The following is a 15,672-nucleotide window of genomic DNA, read 5'->3' on the forward strand; positions in this document are numbered from 1 at the left end:
GGGAGGCGGGACGGATGCTCGCGCGCGGGGGGCGCGGCGCGGCGGCCGCGACGCTCTATGACGCGGCCATCGCCGCGCGTCCGGAGCGGCGCGACCTGATCTTTGCCTGCGTCAGCGACCTGCACGACTTCGGCGCGGCCGCGGCGGCGCTTGATCTGCTGGAGCGCCATTGCCTTCCGTCCGACCGGGCCGCCACCGCCTGGGCCGTCCTGCGCGGCGTGCTGCTGGCCGATCTCGATCGGTTGGCGGAGGCACGTGCGGTGCTGGAGGACGCGACGGAGGCCGCGCCGCACGAGGCGGCGGCCTGGACCAATCTCGGCATGCTGCGCGAACGCTGCGGTGATTTCGCCGGCGCGCTCGCGGCGAGCGACGAGGCGGTCCGCTTGGCGCCCGACCACCCGCAGATCCGGCTCAACCGCGCCGTGCTGCTGCTACGCGCCGGACGGTTCGAGGCCGCCTGGGACGACTATGAGTGGCGGCTGCGCCAGCCAGGGGGCACGAAGCTGCCGGTGGAGACGCTGCTGCCGACGCTGGGCCCAGCACAAGATGCGCTGGCCGGGCGGACCGTGCTCGTCTGGCACGAGGAGGGGTTCGGCGACACGCTGCACTTCATCCGATATGTGCCGATGCTGGCGGCGCGGGGGGCGCGGGTCATCGCCTGGGTGCCGCGCGCGTTGGCGCGGCTGCTGGCCGCCGTTCCGGGGCTTGATGAGGTAGTCACCGACGCGGCGGCGCTCCCGCAGTACGATTGGCATTGTCCGGTGTTCGGCCTGCCTCGCGTCTTCGCGACCACGCTCGCGACGATCCCGTCGGCTGTCCCGTACCTGAAGGCGGAGCCGGGACTGGTCGCGGCATGGCGGCATCGCCTGCCGGCCGCGGCGGGCTGTCTCCGCATCGGGCTGGCCTGGGCCGGCCAGGCGCGTCCCTGGGTGCCGGGCTTCGCCCTGGTGGATGCCCGCCGCAGCATGGCCCTGGCCGATCTGGCGCCGCTCGCGGCGGTCGCGGGCGTGCGGTTCATCAGCCTTCAGAAAGGCCCGGCCGCCTCGCAGCCGCCGCCGCCCGGGCTCGACCTGTTCGACCCCATGGCGGATGTGACGGACTTTGCCGACACGGCCGCCATCGTCGCCCAGCTGGATGGCGTCATCAGCGTCGATACGGCGATCGTGCATCTGGCCGGCGCGCTCGGGCGTCCGGTCTTCATGCTCGATCGGACCGATCCGTGCTGGCGATGGCTGTCCGGACGTTCCGACAGCCCGTGGTATCCGGCGCTGCGCATCTGTCGGCAGCCTGCGCCGGGCGACTGGGCGTCTGCCGTGCGTGCGGCGGTGGCGGCGCTTAACGGGCTGCGCAGCCCGGCTGCGTCCGGATGAAGCGGAGCGTGTCGGCCAGCACCGGCGCGGTCCAACGCACCGGCCAGGCGAAGGCGCCGATCAGGAGGATATGCCCGATCCGCGGATAGAGCCGCATCGTCACGCGGTCTCCGGCGGCCGCAAGGCGGCCCGCAAGCCGTTCGGTATTGCCGGGCCGCACCGTCGTGTCGCCCAGCCCGCTGGCGAGAAAGATCGGCGGCGCGTCCGACGTGACGTGATTGATCGGCTGGGTGGACGGCAGGTCGGCGGCGGCCGGCGCAAAGACCGCCCGGACCTCCGGGTCCCGGATCGGCAGGAAATCATAGGGCCCGGCCAGCCCGATCGCGCCGGCAAGCACCGCCGACGGCCGCAGCCCAGCCCCGGCCAGCCACCGCTCGTCGAGCGCGAGCATCATCGCATTATACGCGCCGGCGGAATGGCCCATCACGAACAGGCATCGCGGGTCCGCGCCGAACGACTCCGCATGGACATGCGCCCATGCCACGGCCCGCGCGCCGTCGCGCAGGAAGTCCGGATAGGCGACGTCGGGAAACAGGCGGTAGCCGGCGATGAAAGCGACCACGCCGCGGCTGGCCAGCGCGCTCCCGAGAAAGCGGTAATCGGCCGGCGCGCCGCTCGTCCAGCCGCCGCCATGGAGGAAGACGACCGCCGGAAAGGGGCCATCGCCGCCGGCGGGCGCATAGATATCAAGCGTCTGCGCCGGCAACGGCCCATAGGCGACGTTCCGGGTGACCATAACGCCGCGGGTCGAGGTCAGGGTATTGACGACGCCCGCGCATCCCACGGTCAGCGTCGCCACGATCAGGCTCAGCAGCCGCCAGGGTCGGAAGGAGGGGATGCCGGGCGATGCCTACTTGATGACGATCTCGACGCGGCGGTTCTGGGCCTCGCGCACGCCCGGCCCGGTGGGCACCAGCAGATGCGTCTCGCCGAAGCCCTGGATGGTGATGGACTGGCGCGGGACGCCGTCGCGCACGAGTTCCGCCGCGACCGCCTGGGCGCGCCGGATCGACAGTCCCTGGTTGTACTGCCGCGTGCCGGAGGTATCGGTGTAGCCGTTCACCTCGATGCGCGTGTACTGCACCTTGGTCGAGTTTTCCGCGGCCTCGTGGATGATCTGGCGGGCGCGTTCGGTCAGGTTCGCCCTGTCCCAGTCGAAGAAGACAAGGTAGCTGCGTGCGGGGGCCGCGACGGGGGGTGCGGCCGGTGCCGGTGCGGGCGGCGGTTCGATCCCGAAGGCATACCGCAAGCCGATCAGCACGCCCTGGTTGTACTCGTTGCGCAGCGTGAGGGTGGTCGGCCCGCTCGTACGCGGGGCGGTCGCACCGTATCCCGCCGGCGTCGTCATGGTGCCGGCGTAGCTGTTGTCGCCGAAAACACCGAAGAAGCGGTACTCGGTCGTGAGCGACAGACCGGGGACGTCGGGGACGGGGAAGGACAGGCCGGCGATCGCCTGAAACGCGAAGTTGCCCTGCGTCCCGTCGGCGCGAAGCAGATACGGCGTGCCAATGCCTGACCCATACACGCCGTCCAGGTGGGTCGCGGCATAGCCCGCACCCACGCCGATATAGGGGTAGAGCCAGGGCAGGCCGATATCCATGTCGAAGAGGGCGTTGACCATGCCGCCATAGGTCTGGACGCGACCGCCGCCGGTGGTCGGGAACGCCGTCCCGGCAAAGCCGCCCGCCTCCGATCCGCGGAAATTGCCTTCGACCTCTAGCCGGAGGCCGTTGCCGAACCCGTAACCGATGCTGCCGAGGCCGACATAGCCGTTGGCATCGTTCAGCCTGACCTGATTACCGAGCGCGAAGGGCGAGGCCGGTGTCTTCGTGTCGATCTCGTCGCGCCAATTGTACCCGCCGCCGAGACCGACATAGACACCCTGGAACGGCTGTGCCCACGCAACCGCCGGCATGGCCGCCAAAGCGGTCGCCAGTAGCAGCGGTTTCGCCCGCGTCCAGCCTGTCGTCATCCCGGCATCTCCTGCGCGGCGTCGGCCGGGAGGCCGGGCAGCGTGTTCGTCATGCTGTCCTGATGGTGTAGTCCAGCCGCCGGCGTCGCGCGATGCACCGCAGCGCGGCCAGCCGAGTTTTCAACGGCCGTTGTTCAGTTGCAACATCCGATTGCCGTCCCGGCGTCCCTCGTCGCCGCCACGGTCAGACGATGCGGGCCTCGAAGGGCGGGGTCATGTCAGGGGCATCGAACTCGATCACCCACAGATCGGGGTCGAAACGCAGTTGCCGCGCGATATAGGCATCCGCGTCGGCTTCGGCGACCGGGGCCGCGCCGGTCGCCCGCAACCATGCCGCCTCGTCCCCCGCCCGCATCTGCGACAGGACGGTGACCCCGGCACGATTGCGCAGGACCATCAGGACGCCACCGGCGTCCGGGTCGCCGCGGCGGATCACCACCCCGGGCCGTCCCGCTTGGTCGCCAAGGCGCAGCGCCATCGACACCCAGAGGCCCGCCTTGACCCGCGCTTCCGTCATGCGCCTTGCTCTACCAGGACCCGACTGGCGCCGCCATCGGCGCTGCGGCAGAACGGACTGTCGGATCGAGGCCGGCTCGGTGCCGGCTGCGGTCTGGGAGAAAGTTGGGAGCGGTGCAGCGATGGCGGGAAACGGGAAAACGCGGGAAAAGGCGTCACGGCAGCTCGCCGAGGGCCAACGCGCCTACGAGGCGAAGCGGGCGGCCAAGGCAGGCGTGACCCTCGAGCGGTGGCTTGAGGACAAGGCGCGCAAGCAGGCGGCCGAGCAGCTCCAGGAGCCGCGCAGCGCGCCGCCGGCTACGCGTAAAAGGGGGCTCATGACGCGCCTGCTCGACCGCGCCCATCAGCCGCTCAAGCCGCGAACACCGAAGTCCTGACGCGTCGGCCGGTGCCGAATCACGCGAGGCCGGCCGCATCCGGCCGGCCGCCGCCGGGTAAGTTGTCGTCAGATCATGCGACGTGGGGCGAACAAGGCATGGTAGATCCACAGCACCACGACCGCGCCGATGACCGCGACAATCAAGCTGTAGAGATTGAGCCCGGTCACGCCGACATGGCCGAAGAAGTGGAACAGCCAGCCGCCCACCATCGCGCCCACGATGCCGAGCACGATGTCGAGGATCAGACCTTCGCCGCTGCCGTTCACCACCTTGCTTGCGATGAAACCGGCGATCAGTCCAAGGATCAGCCAGCCAAGGATACTCATCCGCATGTCCCTCCCAGTTTTCGCCGTCGGCCACGGTCAACCGCGCAGCGGCAAGCGAGTTGCACATCTGCTGCGGGGCGCGGTCGCTTTTCTTGCCGTGTGCGCCGCTATGCCCACGGCCGCTGAGGCGCAGCCGCCGGTCGTCACCGCCGAGACCATGATCGATTCCGGCGTACCGGGACAGCAACTTTATTTGCGTAACAAACATCCCAAGGGCCTGACCGCGTTCAGCGCCGACCGGGTCCTGTTGTTCGTGCACGGCGCGACCTATCCGGCCAGCACGTCATTCGACCTGCCGATCGGCGGCGTGTCCTGGATGGACGTCCTCGCGCGACGAGGCTTCGACGTCTGGCTGCTGGATTTGCCGGGCTATGGACGGTCCACGCGGCCGCCGCAGATGGACGCCCCAGCAGCGGCCAATCCGCCGCTGACGGATACCGCCGACGCGGTCCGCGCCTATGGGACGGCGGCCGAGTATGTCATGCGGACGCGTCATGTCGGCCGGCTCGATGTCATGGGCTGGTCGTGGGGCACGACCATCGCGGCCGGATATGCCGCCCGGTCGCCGGAACATGTCGAGCGCCTCGTGCTCTACGCGCCGCTCTGGACTCCCCAGGAACCGATCAGTTTCGGGCCGTCCGGGCCGCTGGGTGCCTACCGGCTCGTCACCCGCGATGCCGCCCGGGCACGCTGGCTGCAGGGGGTGCCGGAAGCGGCGCGCGCCGATCTGATCCCACCAGGTGTCTTCGATGCGTGGGCGGACGCGACCTGGGCGACCGATCCAAAGGCGGCCACGCGCACGCCGCCGGCCCTGCGCGCACCGAACGGCGTGATCAAGGATCTGCGGGAAGCCTGGGGCGCCGGGCATCCGACCTATGACCCCGCGGGCATCACCGCGCCGACGCTGATCGTACAGGGCGAGTGGGACCACGACACGCCTCCGGCCATGGCGCGGGCGCTTTTCGCCCGGCTGACGCATGTCCCATGGAAGCAGTACGAGCTGCTGGGCGGCGGGACCCATACGATCATCATGGAGCGTAACCGCCGGCTCCTGTATCAAGCCGTCGAGCATTTTCTGGAAGATCCGCCGCCCGTGCCCTGATGCGGGCGTCGGCCGCGAACCCCGGGAGGTCGGGGGGCGTTGATGTCGTGTTCGGCGGAGGAGCAGAACATGGCAGACCAGACGACGTCGCCGCCGCTCGCGGCCAGCGTTCTCGAACTTCAGGGTGTCTTCCCCTCGGAGACGGCACTGCGCGATGCGGTCGCGCGGTTGAGCTTGGCAGGGTTCGATCGCGCAGAGCTCAGCGTTCCGTCCGGCGTCGCCGGCATGGACGCGGCGCCACCGCAGACGGAGGTGGACCAGCGACAGGCGCGGACCCTGGGGACCAGTATGGCGGCAAGTTCGGGAGCAATGGTCGGCGCCGGGCTCGCGGCGGCGGCCGGGATTGCTGTGGCGCCGATCGCGGCGGCGGCGGTTGTCGGCGGTCTGGCCGCAGGCGCGATCGCCGGAGCTGCCGCATCCGGCGCGAAATCGGCCGAGGATGCAAGCGAACAGCAGCGTGCCGCAGCCGGTCAGCTTATCCTGACTGTGCGCCTGCGCGATCGAGCCCAGCAGGGAGAAGTCGAGCGCGCCTTCAAAGAGGCCGGTGCGACACGTTGGGACGCCGTCGAGCGGCGGGCCGACTAAGGCGCGGTCGCGGGCGAGACCGGGCGGGCCCCGTCAGCGGAATTGCCGGCAGCACATCAATGCTGCCGGCATCCGTCTCGCGTATAAGTCGAGTGACGGAGTTAGGCGAGGCGGAGGTTGGTAGCCGCCGCCTTGCCGCGTTCCATGGCGATTTCGTAGCTCACCCGCTGCCCGTCATTCAGGCCCTTGAGGCCAGCGGCCTGGACCGCGGTGATGTGCACGAACACATCCTTGCCGCCGTCCTGCGGCACGATGAACCCGAAGCCCTTGGTTGCGTTGAACCACTTAACCGTTCCGGTAGGCATGTCAGTCGTCACTCCCTGGGTCGTGCGCGGCACGTTCGTTCACGTGCCGCAATATGAAAGCGTCCGCCCAACACGTATCCCCGCACGGAGCATTGCTCCTGCGGTTAGGACGCATTGGCGCGGACCATTGTCATCAGAAGCGCGTCACGTTCGGTGACGGGTGGCGTTGCCTCAGGCGAGCCTGAGGTTGATGGCGGCGGCCTTGCCGCGCTCCATCGCCACTTCGTAGTTGACCTTCTGCCCCTCATCGAGGCCGCGCATCCCAGCCGCCTGCACGGCGGTGATATGCACGAACACATCCTTACCGCCATCCTGCGGCATGATGAAGCCGTAGCCTTTCGTGGCGTTGAACCACTTGACTGTGCCGATAGCCATTCTCTCTGTCTCACTCTCCGTCTCGGGCACGACGCATGACGCATCGCACAAGGGACAACCGTGCCTTATCGACGTCTTGACGGCACCCGTGACGGTCGCGCAGCAAGCGAAGCCGAGAAGCGATTGCAGGCTGAATGGGCGCAGAAAGCGCAGCGTATGTCAATTACAGCCGTAAGACGGCGGCCGATATCGAGGTCACGTTTCGGTCCGCCGCGAGTCGCCGGGGGCGCGGCCAAAGAAAAAGGCGGGTCCGGGGACCCGCCTTTTCCCGCGACCGCGAAGGCCGCACGATAGACGACTTCGATCCGTCTGAGGGATCAGAAGTCCATATCGCCCATGCCGCCACCCGGAGGCGCCGGCGGGCCCTTCTTCTCCGGCTTCTCGGCGATCATCGCCTCGGTCGTGACCAGCAGGCCCGACACCGACGCGGCATCCTGCAGCGCGGTCCGCACCACCTTCGTCGGGTCGATGATGCCGGCCTTCACCATGTCCTTGAACTCGGCGTTCTGCGCGTCGAAGCCCCAGCTGTAGTCATCGTTGTCGAGGACCTTGCCGGCGATCACCGCACCGTCCTCGCCCGCGTTCTCGGCGATCTGACGCAGCGGAGCCTGGAGCGCTTTGCGGACGATCTCGATGCCGAAGCGCTGATCGTCGTTGTCGCCCTTCAGCTTGGCGAGCACCAGCGACGAGCGCGCGAGGGCCACGCCGCCACCCGGGACGATGCCTTCCTCGACGGCCGCGCGGGTCGCGTGCAGCGCGTCGTCGACGCGATCCTTGCGCTCCTTCACCTCGATCTCGCTCGCGCCGCCGACGCGGATGACCGCGACGCCGCCGGCGAGCTTCGCCAGACGCTCCTGCAGCTTCTCGCGATCGTAGTCCGAGGTGGTCTCCTCGATCTGCGCGCGGATCTGGTTGCAGCGGCCCTTGATGTCGTCCTTCTTGCCCGAGCCTTCGACGATCGTGGTGTTCTCCTTCTCGATGAGAACCCGCTTCGCGCGGCCGAGCATGTTCAGGGTGACGGTCTCGAGCTTGATGCCGAGGTCCTCGCTGATCACCTGGCCGCCGGTCAGGATCGCGATGTCCTCGAGCATCGCCTTGCGGCGATCACCGAAGCCCGGCGCCTTCACGGCCGCGATCTTGAGGCCGCCGCGCAGCTTGTTGACGACCAGGGTCGCCAGGGCCTCGCCCTCGACGTCCTCGGCGATGATCAGCAGCGGACGGCCGGACTGCACCACGCTCTCGAGCAGCGGCAGCAGCGGCTGCAGACCCGACAGCTTCTTCTCGTGGATCAGGATATAGGGCTGATCCAGTTCCGCGATCATCTTCTCCGCATTCGTGATGAAATACGGGGAGACATAGCCGCGGTCGAACTGCATGCCCTCGACGACGTCGAGCTCGGTCTGGATGCCCTTGGCTTCCTCGACCGTGATGACGCCCTCGTTGCCGACCTTCTGCATGGCTTCGGAGATCATCTTGCCGATCTCGTGCTCGCCGTTGGCAGAGATCGTGCCGACCTGCGCCGTCTCGCTCGGGGTCGTGATCTTCTTGGTGCGCTTCTTCAGCTCTTCGACGATGGCGATGACCGCCTTGTCGATGCCGCGCTTGAGGTCCATCGGATTCATGCCGGCGGCAACCGCCTTCGCACCCTCGCGCACGATCGCCTGCGCCAGGACCGTGGCGGTCGTCGTGCCGTCGCCGGCCGTGTCGTTGGTCTTCGAGGCCACTTCGCGCACCATCTGCGCGCCCATGTTCTCGAACTTGTCGGAAAGCTCGATCTCCTTGGCGACGGTCACGCCGTCCTTGGTGATCCGCGGCGCGCCGAAGCTCTTGTCGAGCACCACGTTCCGGCCCTTCGGCCCGAGCGTCACCTTCACCGCGTCAGCCAGAATGTCAACGCCGCGCAGCATGCGCTGGCGGGCGTCTCCGCCGAAGCGAACGTCCTTGGCAGCCATATGTGTCAGTCCCTGATCAGTTTCGATGGAGCGATTGCGTCAGCATCAGCCGTCAGGCTGGCGGGCAATCAGGCGGCCTTCTTCTTCGCGGCCTCACCTTCGATGATGCCCATGATGTCGCTCTCCTTCATGATGAGGAGCTCCTCGCCATCGAGCTTCACCTCGGTGCCCGACCACTTGCCGAACAGCACGCGGTCGCCTGCCTTCACCTCGAGAGGCACGATCTGGCCCTGCTCGTTGCGGGCGCCGGGACCGACGGCGACGATCTCGCCTTCCATCGGCTTTTCCTTCGCGGTGTCGGGGATGATGATGCCGCCCGCGGTCTTCTCCTCGGCAGTCAGCCGACGAAGAACCACGCGGTCGTGCAGGGGACGGAACTTCATAGTTCGCTCCTGATCTTGACACTGCGGCCCGCGCATGGCGCGGGCGGTCTGGTTGATTGAACGCTGCCGCGCCACGCCGGACCTCATCTGAGCATCAGGTCGGGCGGTTGGCACTCTCTCTCTGAGAGTGCTGCCGATCTAGGGAAGTCTGGTCGAGGTGTCAAGCGGCCGGCAGCACTTGCGCGGCGCGAGTGCTTAATGTCTGAAAATAAGCACTTTTTTCTTGCGGGTTCGCGGCGCTCCGGGACAGGCTTCCGGTTGGTCCGGGCGGCAAGATCGGGGCCGGGCGGGACGCCTCTCTGCGCAGGACCCCAACGGAGACGTACCGACGGAGCAAGCCGACGCATGAGCCTCGCGATGCAGATGCAGGACTACCGCCTGACCACCGCGGAGATCCTCTATCACCTCCCCGACCATCCCGGCCTCCTGCAGACCTATATATGGCAGGACCTGGACATGGCGCCGCGTTACCCGGTGCTGCGTCGCTTCCTGCGTTTCTGGGAGCGTAGCCTGGACGGGCGGCTTCATTCCGTGCGGGTCGGGTCGGCGGAACTGATCCAGCCGGGACGCTGGGGCCACGCCCAATCGGTGCTCACCCTGCACTGACGGGGCCTTGCTTCGGACGGCGTGCCATCAGGCGCACGCCAAGCAGTCCCGAAGCTGCGAACAGGGCGGCGGCCAGGGCGATTTCGGTCCGGCCGCCGACCTGCGTACCTCGGCCGAGAAGGGCGAAGATCAGCGTCTGCGGCAGGTAGCCGATGGCCGACGCCGCGAGGAACGGACCGAGGCGCACCGTCGACACCCCACCGATGAGATTAAGCGCGATATTACTGCCCAGCGGCAGCAGCCGCAGGACCAGCGTCGCGCGGAACGGCTGACCGGCCAGACTTGCATCGAGCCGGCGCAACCGTGGCGGCAGCCGGCGGCGCACCCAGGCGCCCGCGACCCAGCGCGCCCAGAAGAAATTGGCCGCACACCCGGCAAGCTGCGTTCCCAGCGACAGCAGCACGGCGACGCCGAGCCCGAAGCGCGGCGCGAAGGCATAGCCGGCGGCGAAGGCGGTGGTCTGCCGCGGCACACCCATCGTGCACAGCAGCGCGCCGAAGCCGAGATAGACCGTCACACCCAAGAGGTCTGCGCGATGCGCGATGCGGTTCATGAAGCCTGCATTGAGCTGCGATCCCTGTCGCAGCGTCAGGCCGACCGCGAGCAGCCCCGCCAGTAGTCCCAGTCCGCGTCCCCACCCGTGCCACCGCGCCCGCCCCTGCGCCGTCGGCATGACGGCGGGACGACCGTCATCTGCTGCAATCCTGGGCGGCGTGGTCGGCACTGACACGCCAACCGCGGTAGCACCCCGCCGCCACATGCAACAAGGCCACGCATGCCATCACGACATTCCGGTCGCGACCCACGCGGCGGGCTGGTGAACGGCCTCGGGCAGCTATATTGTCTCGCATGCCCTTTGACGTGGTGCAGTTTCCCGGTGCGGGTCCCGATGACCGGGCGTCGTCCCGATCTTCGCGCAGGCTGGTCGGCCTGTGGCTGCTCTGCATGTGTCTGATGATCGGCGTCATGGTCGTGCTCGGCGGGACCACGCGGCTGACGGGCTCCGGCCTTTCGATCATGGAGTGGCGGCCGGTAACCGGCATTCTGCCGCCCATGAGCGAGGCGGCGTGGCTGCGATTGTTCCGCGAGTATCAGGCGATCCCGCAGTACCGGCTGCTGCATGAGGGCTTCGGTCTCGCTGGCTTCAAACACATCTTCTGGCTGGAGTGGACGCATCGGCTCTGGGGCCGACTGATCGGGTTCGCTTTCCTGGTGCCGCTCGTATGGTTCTGGTGGACCGGACGTATCGAACGCCGCCTGCGACCCCGGCTTGCGCTGATTTTCGCGCTCGGCGGTCTGCAGGGGCTGGTCGGCTGGTTCATGGTCGCCTCCGGCTTTTTCCCGGAGAGCACGGCGGTATCCCCCTATCGGCTGGTGATCCATCTCACCCTCGCCTTAATCCTGTATGCAGCGATACTGTGGACGGCATTCGGACTGCTGTGGCCGCGTCCGGCGCTGCTGCTGCCGCGACGCTCGGCGGTCGCCTCGGCCGATGGGATGGTCCGACCGCTTTCGGCGGTGCTCTGCGCCCTCGTCGCGTTGACGATCGTGGCGGGCGGCTTCGTGGCCGGCACGCATGCGGGCTTCGATTACAACACGTTTCCCCTGATGGACGGGCACCTGATCCCCGCGGCCTATGACCGGTTGTCGCCGTTCCTGCTGAACCTGACCGCCAATATCGCGGCGGTGCAGTTCGACCACCGCGTGCTGGCGACCCTGACGGCGTTGACCGCTTGCGCGGTGCTCGCGCTGGGTTTCGCCCGTCCGCAGTTGCGGCAGGTGCTCAGGCCTCGGCTCGTGGCGGTCGGCGCCGCCGTTGCCGCGCAATATGCCCTGGGCGTCGCCACCTTGCTGTGGGTCGTGCCGGTTCCGCTTGCCGCGGCGCATCAGTTCGGGGCCGTCCTGGTGCTGACCGCGTCGCTCGCGCTTCTGCATGCGGTGCGTCCCGCCTTGAACCGGCGCCAGCTCAAGGACATGTCGAGTGTCGACGGACAGGCCGACGGTGCCGCCCCGCGGCCCCGCCGACTGATCCGGCCCTTCTAGGCGCGCGCGGCCCGCCTCCGCAGCCGTCTTCAGCATCAGCAGGAAAGCGTTCCGATGGCACTAGATACCCCGCTCGCCGTGACCGATCGGCTGTTTTTCGAGCGCGCGGATGCCCAACTCGATCTGGCCGGCGCGCAACGCGCCACGGCTGCGGCGCTGGCGCGTGCCGATGACGGTGAGCTGTTCCTGGAATACGTGGAATCTGAACAGCTTGCGATGGAGGACGGACGGATCCGCAGCGCCGGGTTCGACACGTCCCTCGGCTTCGGCCTTCGCGCCGTCGCGGGTGAGGCCACCGGGTACGCGCACGCGGGCGAATTGTCGGAGGCGGCGTTGAAGCGCGCCGCGTCCAGCGTGGCTGCCGTCGCAGACGGCCACAGCGGCACCGATGCGGGGCCGCCGCAGGCAACCAATGCCCGCCTCTACACCGACGCCAACCCGCTGTCCGGCATGCGGTTCGAGGATCGGACCGCGCTGCTCGGCGCGATCGACGCGTATGCTCGTGGGCGTGACCCGCTCGTCGTGCAGGTGATGGCGTCGGTCGCGGGATCGTGGCAGGCGGTCCAGATCGTCCGGCGCGACGGCGAGCGCGTGGCGGACATCCGGCCGCTCGTCCGCCTGAACGTGTCCGTCGTGGTCGAGAAGGATGGCCGGCGCGAGACCGGCACGTTCGGTCTCGGCGGACGCTACGGCTACGACCGCTTGGTGGGAGAGGCGACCTGGAAGGCAGCCGTGGACGAGGCGTTGCGTCAGGCGCTCATCAATCTCGATGCCCAGCCGGCGCCGGCCGGCGAGATGGAGGTCGTGCTGGGTGCCGGGTGGCCCGGCATCCTCCTGCACGAGGCGATCGGGCACGGGCTCGAAGGCGACTTCAATCGCAAGAAGACGTCCGCCTTCGCCGGTCTACTGGGCCAGCGGATCGCGGCGCCTGGCGTGACAGTGGTGGACGATGGCACGATTGCCGACCGGCGCGGCAGCCTCACGGTCGACGACGAGGGGACACCCACCAATCGCACGGTCCTGATCGAGGACGGCATCCTGACCGGCTATTTGCAGGATCGGTTGAATGCCCGGCTGATGGGCATGCGACCCACCGGGAACGGGCGCCGGCAGTCCTATGCGCATGCGCCGATGCCGCGGATGACGAATACGGTCATGCTGTCCGGATCGAGCAGCCCGGACGAAATGATCGGCTCGGTGAAGCGGGGCCTTTATGCCGTCAATTTCGGGGGCGGGCAGGTCGACATCACCAGCGGGAAGTTCGTGTTTTCCGCCAGCGAGGCCTATCTGATCGAGGACGGCCGCATCGGGGCGCCGGTCAAGGGTGCAACGTTGATCGGCAACGGACCGGATAGCCTTACCAAGGTCAGCATGGTCGGAAACGACATGGCGCTCGATCCCGGTATCGGAACCTGTGGCAAGAACGGGCAGGGGGTGCCGGTCGGCGTCGGTCAGCCGACATTGAAGATGACCGGCCTGACGGTTGGCGGCACCGTCGGCGGCTGATCGGACGTCGTGCCGGTCCGCGTCCGTAGCCTCTTGCGCGGCGTCGCCTCGGCCTGCCTGGCCGCGACGCTGTCGCTGGCCGTCGGGGGCGCCGCGTTTGCGCGCGGTGAGGCGGTCGCATGTCCGGACGTGGCGCCGGTCATGGGTCTGGCGCTGCCGCATCTGAAGGCCGCGATCGCCCACAACGTGCAGGCCGTCATCGTCGCGTTCGGCTCGTCATCGACGCAGGGATGGATGGCATCCGACGCTGCCCACACCTATCCGGCGGTGCTCCAGCGTCTGTTGTCGCGGGCGCTTCCCGCCACGCATCTCGCCGTGATCAATCGCGGGATCGGCGGTCAGGATGCGGCCGAGGAACTGGCGCGCCTGGATCAGGACGTGATCGCCCTGCGCCCGCAGCTCGTGATCTGGCAGGTGGGTGCGAACGGCGCGCTTGAGGGGATCGATCCCGCCCTGTTCAAGCGTCTGGTGGTTGCGGGTATCCGCCGGATGCAGGGTGCGGGCATCGACGTCGTCCTGATGGATAACCAGCGCGCGCCGCGCATCCTTGCCTCGCGGGAGCATCTGTTGATGGAGCATTCGCTGGCTGAAATCGCCAGCGTAACCGGCTCCGGCATGTTCGCGCGATCGGCCCTGATGGATGCGTGGCAGGCGGCCGGACGGCCCTATGCGGAATTCATCGCCGCCGACAAGCTGCACCAGAACGATCTGGGCTATCGTTGCGTGGCCGAGGCGCTGGCCCGCGCCATCGTCGCCGGCCTTGGCTCCGGCGAGATGGTCAGCACGCACTGATCGGACCGACGGGCTGTCAGTCCGCGCGGTAGCTTATATCGGGCGAGAGGTCAGAAGCCGGGATTGATCTGTCTGTCGTGCTCCGTCACGCCCGCTAGGCGCAGCCCGCGTGCGAAGTGATCGCGATCCTGTGGGCGTACGAAGGGAGTGCGTGCCAGGAATCGCTGCACGGAGAAATCCGGCTCGAGGGCGAGCAGCCTGCGAAGGACGGTCGTGGCTTCCGGCGCGCGCCCGAGATGCCCGAGTGCAGCAAGGTACGGCTTCAGGCTGCCAGAGAAGTAAGGGTTCATTTCTGTGATTTCGCGGCCGACGGTGATCGCCGTTTCGTAGTCCTGCTTCATCAGGGCGATCGTCACGAATCCCGTATCCAGGAAAAATGCCTGCGGGTGCATGGGCGCAAGCCGCTTGTATCGGTTGATCCGCCGCTCGGCCTCTTCGAGATCGCCCAGATACGCGTGGGTGAGCCCCGAGAGATTCCACGCCTTGGCGTGGTTCGGATTGATCGACAGCGCGCGCTCATGCAGGGCGGCGCCTTCGCGAAGCTGGTGATTGAGCTCCGTCCGGACGTGACCGGCCACCGTGAGGTTCCGCATGTCCTGCGGATCGAGCATGATCGCCTGCTCGGCGTGCGCGCTGGCGCGGTCGATATGATCGCGCGGGGTGGTCGTCCAGTCCTGCATGATCACCAGCAGGTGCCACCAGGCACTGGACGCGTGCGCGGCCGCGAATTCCGGATCCTGGGCAATCGCGCGCGCGAGAAGGTCGCCGGCCTGCATGAAGGCAGTCCGCTCGAGGCGCATGAGCTGCGGCTGTGCCCGGACCGTCAGCTGGAACGCGTCCGTCTGCGGGGTGAGCGGCTGCGCCGAAAGGCGCCGCGCTTCCAGGAGGAGAAGCTCCGGATCGAGCTGCGCGACCGCTTCCGCGGCGATCTCGTCCTGCAGGTTAAGAAGGTCATGCGTCTGCCGGTCGAACCGGCGGGCCCAGACGACCTGGTTGCCGGCCCTCAGGTCCAGCAGGCGCAACGTGATGCGCAACCGGTTTCGGACCCGCTGCGCCGTGCCGTCCAGGAGATAGTCCAGCCCGAACATCCGCTGGATCGCCGTCTCGTCGCGGCTGGCCTCCGCGAAGCGGGCCAATGAGGTGCTGGAGACGACGAACAGGGACCGTGAGCGGGCGAGTGCCGTGGTGATCTCGTCCGCGAGCCCGATGGCGAGCGGCGCCTCGTCATCGCCCGCACCCATCAACTGAAGCGGCAGGACGCCGATGCGTGTGCCCGTGCGGCCGCGCGCCGGCTCGGGCGCGACGGTCGCAATCGGCGCCGGCGCCGCGACGGCATAGCTCCCGGGTCCAGGAAGGGCGGCGGCAGCCGCCGGTGCGAGGGCGGTCGGTTGGGCCGCGACGGGGACGCTCTCGCCGGGGCCGTCCGGCGACCGTCGGCCGGGCATGGGGCGGCCGGCAG

The 15,672-nt window shown here is 68.4% G+C and carries 17 protein-coding genes and 1 pseudogene; 8 read left to right on the forward strand and 10 right to left on the reverse strand.

The features are described from left to right. A partial coding sequence (locus B8460_RS09980) for a tetratricopeptide repeat protein (protein ID WP_206742647.1) occupies positions 1-1,370 on the forward strand: 1,370 nt, incomplete at its 5' end. Here B8460_RS09980 and B8460_RS09985 read toward each other — a convergent pair. From B8460_RS09985 to B8460_RS09995, 3 genes are all read right to left on the reverse strand, one after another. Further along, positions 1,336-2,169, reverse strand: a complete 834-nt coding sequence (locus B8460_RS09985; RefSeq protein ID WP_199445599.1) for an alpha/beta hydrolase — start codon at positions 2,167-2,169, stop codon at positions 1,336-1,338. The genes B8460_RS09980 and B8460_RS09985 overlap by 35 nt on opposite strands. Before the next feature lie 51 nt (positions 2,170-2,220). Next, complete coding sequence (locus B8460_RS09990; RefSeq protein WP_048861450.1) at positions 2,221-3,342, reverse strand: OmpA family protein; 1,122 nt, start codon at positions 3,340-3,342, stop codon at positions 2,221-2,223. Between the two features lie 184 nt (positions 3,343-3,526). Further along, a complete protein-coding gene (locus B8460_RS09995; RefSeq protein WP_048861451.1) occupies positions 3,527-3,859 on the reverse strand; it encodes a DUF1491 family protein in 333 nt (110 codons plus the stop codon). A gap of 121 nt (positions 3,860-3,980) precedes the next feature. Between B8460_RS09995 and B8460_RS10000 the strand changes: the two genes are divergently transcribed. Beyond that, positions 3,981-4,235 (forward strand): hypothetical protein, encoded by a 255-nt coding sequence (locus B8460_RS10000; protein ID WP_048861452.1) that lies wholly within the window; start codon positions 3,981-3,983, stop codon positions 4,233-4,235. 68 nt (positions 4,236-4,303) lie between these two features. Here B8460_RS10000 and B8460_RS10005 read toward each other — a convergent pair whose 3' ends face one another. After that, positions 4,304-4,564 carry a GlsB/YeaQ/YmgE family stress response membrane protein gene (locus tag B8460_RS10005; protein ID WP_048861463.1) on the reverse strand — a complete coding sequence of 87 codons (261 nt, stop codon included), beginning with the start codon at positions 4,562-4,564 and terminating at the stop codon, positions 4,304-4,306. 109 nt (positions 4,565-4,673) lie between these two features. Here B8460_RS10005 and B8460_RS10010 point away from each other — a divergent pair, with 109 nt between their 5' ends. Beyond that, a complete protein-coding gene (locus B8460_RS10010) occupies positions 4,674-5,666 on the forward strand; it encodes an alpha/beta hydrolase (RefSeq protein WP_048861453.1) in 993 nt (330 codons plus the stop codon). Between the two features lie 69 nt (positions 5,667-5,735). After that, positions 5,736-6,251: a hypothetical protein gene (locus B8460_RS10015; RefSeq protein WP_148360497.1), complete on the forward strand. Its 516-nt coding sequence runs from the start codon at positions 5,736-5,738 to the stop codon at positions 6,249-6,251. 101 nt (positions 6,252-6,352) lie between these two features. On the opposite strand, the gene B8460_RS10020 is transcribed toward B8460_RS10015, so the two are convergent. The 4 genes from B8460_RS10020 to groES form a co-directional block, all read right to left on the reverse strand. After that, positions 6,353-6,556 (reverse strand): cold-shock protein, encoded by a 204-nt coding sequence (locus B8460_RS10020; protein ID WP_048861455.1) that lies wholly within the window; start codon positions 6,554-6,556, stop codon positions 6,353-6,355. Between the two features lie 171 nt (positions 6,557-6,727). Further along, on the reverse strand, positions 6,728-6,931 hold the full coding sequence (locus tag B8460_RS10025; RefSeq protein WP_048861456.1) for a cold-shock protein: 204 nt from the start codon (positions 6,929-6,931) through the stop codon (positions 6,728-6,730). 317 nt (positions 6,932-7,248) lie between these two features. After that, positions 7,249-8,883, reverse strand: coding sequence for a chaperonin GroEL (gene groL / locus B8460_RS10030; protein WP_048861457.1), 1,635 nt, complete (start codon positions 8,881-8,883; stop codon positions 7,249-7,251). Between the two features lie 68 nt (positions 8,884-8,951). Continuing rightward, positions 8,952-9,266, reverse strand: coding sequence for a co-chaperone GroES (groES, locus tag B8460_RS10035; protein WP_048861458.1), 315 nt, complete (start codon positions 9,264-9,266; stop codon positions 8,952-8,954). 345 nt (positions 9,267-9,611) lie between these two features. Between groES and B8460_RS10040 the strand changes: the two genes are divergently transcribed. Continuing rightward, complete coding sequence (locus B8460_RS10040) at positions 9,612-9,872, forward strand: usg protein (RefSeq protein WP_048861459.1); 261 nt, start codon at positions 9,612-9,614, stop codon at positions 9,870-9,872. Here the strand turns inward: B8460_RS10040 and B8460_RS10045 are convergent. Continuing rightward, a complete protein-coding gene (locus tag B8460_RS10045; RefSeq protein WP_052945207.1) occupies positions 9,859-10,545 on the reverse strand; it encodes a TVP38/TMEM64 family protein in 687 nt (228 codons plus the stop codon). The two genes, B8460_RS10040 and B8460_RS10045, sit on opposite strands and share 14 nt — an antisense overlap. 176 nt (positions 10,546-10,721) lie before the next feature. On the opposite strand from B8460_RS10045, the gene B8460_RS10050 reads away from it, so the two are divergent. The 3 genes from B8460_RS10050 to B8460_RS10060 are packed head-to-tail and all read left to right on the forward strand — an operon-like array spanning position 10,722 to position 14,213. Continuing rightward, positions 10,722-11,915 carry a COX15/CtaA family protein gene (locus tag B8460_RS10050; RefSeq protein WP_084623460.1) on the forward strand — a complete coding sequence of 398 codons (1,194 nt, stop codon included), beginning with the start codon at positions 10,722-10,724 and terminating at the stop codon, positions 11,913-11,915. A gap of 54 nt (positions 11,916-11,969) precedes the next feature. After that, entirely contained in the window at positions 11,970-13,421 is a 1,452-nt protein-coding gene (tldD, locus tag B8460_RS10055; RefSeq protein ID WP_048861460.1) for a metalloprotease TldD, read from the forward strand. Between the two features lie 9 nt (positions 13,422-13,430). Then, the gene (locus tag B8460_RS10060) at positions 13,431-14,213 is read left to right on the forward strand and encodes an SGNH/GDSL hydrolase family protein (RefSeq protein WP_241771165.1); all 783 of its coding nucleotides are present in this window, start codon (positions 13,431-13,433) and stop codon (positions 14,211-14,213) included. Positions 14,214-14,263: 50 nt separating this feature from the next. On the opposite strand, the pseudogene B8460_RS10065 reads toward B8460_RS10060, so the two are convergent. Continuing rightward, positions 14,264-15,672, reverse strand: a pseudogene (locus B8460_RS10065) (hypothetical protein); the annotation flags it as partial.

The organism is Acidisphaera rubrifaciens HS-AP3 (assembly GCF_000964365.1).
Lineage (GTDB): Bacteria > Pseudomonadota > Alphaproteobacteria > Acetobacterales > Acetobacteraceae > Acidisphaera > Acidisphaera rubrifaciens.